Origin of the sequence: Actinomadura rugatobispora, from assembly GCF_042656285.1 — a bacterium.
GTDB classification, from domain to species: Bacteria; Actinomycetota; Actinomycetes; order Streptosporangiales; family Streptosporangiaceae; genus Spirillospora; species Spirillospora rugatobispora.
Genome location: NZ_JBHSON010000328.1, coordinates 1 through 529, shown reverse-complemented (window position 1 = coordinate 529; position 529 = coordinate 1). Strand labels below are relative to the sequence as shown.

Sequence of the window (529 nt, the reverse complement as noted above, 5' to 3'; positions counted from 1 at the left end):
GGACATGTCGGAGTTCATGGAGAAGCACACCGTCTCGCGGCTGTTCGGCTCCCCGCCCGGCTACGTCGGGTACGAGGAGGGCGGCCAGCTCACCGAGAAGGTGCGCCGCAAGCCGTTCTCGGTGGTGCTGTTCGACGAGATCGAGAAGGCGCACCAGGACATCTTCAACTCGCTGCTGCAGATCCTGGAGGACGGCCGGCTGACCGACGCCCAGGGCCGGGTGGTGGACTTCAAGAACACCGTCGTCATCATGACGACCAACCTCGGCACCCGTGACATCTCCAAGGGCCAGGGCGTCGGCTTCCAGCGGCAGAACGACGAGCAGGGCTCCTACGACCGGATGAAGGCGAAGGTCGGCGAGGAGCTCAAGCAGCACTTCCGTCCGGAGTTCCTCAACCGTGTGGACGACACGGTGGTGTTCCACCAGCTGACGCCGAAGGAGATCATCCAGATCGTGGATCTGATGATCGCCAAGGTGGACGAGCGGCTCAAGGACCGGGACATGGGGATCGAGCTGCGGCAGGAGGCC

At 64.3% G+C, this 529-nt stretch carries 1 protein-coding gene; it reads left to right on the top strand.

Annotated features, from left to right (window positions below; all coding sequences use genetic code 11):
- The coding region (locus tag ACFPZN_RS56645; protein WP_378293788.1) for an AAA family ATPase at positions 1–529 on the top strand (529 nt) is incomplete at both ends.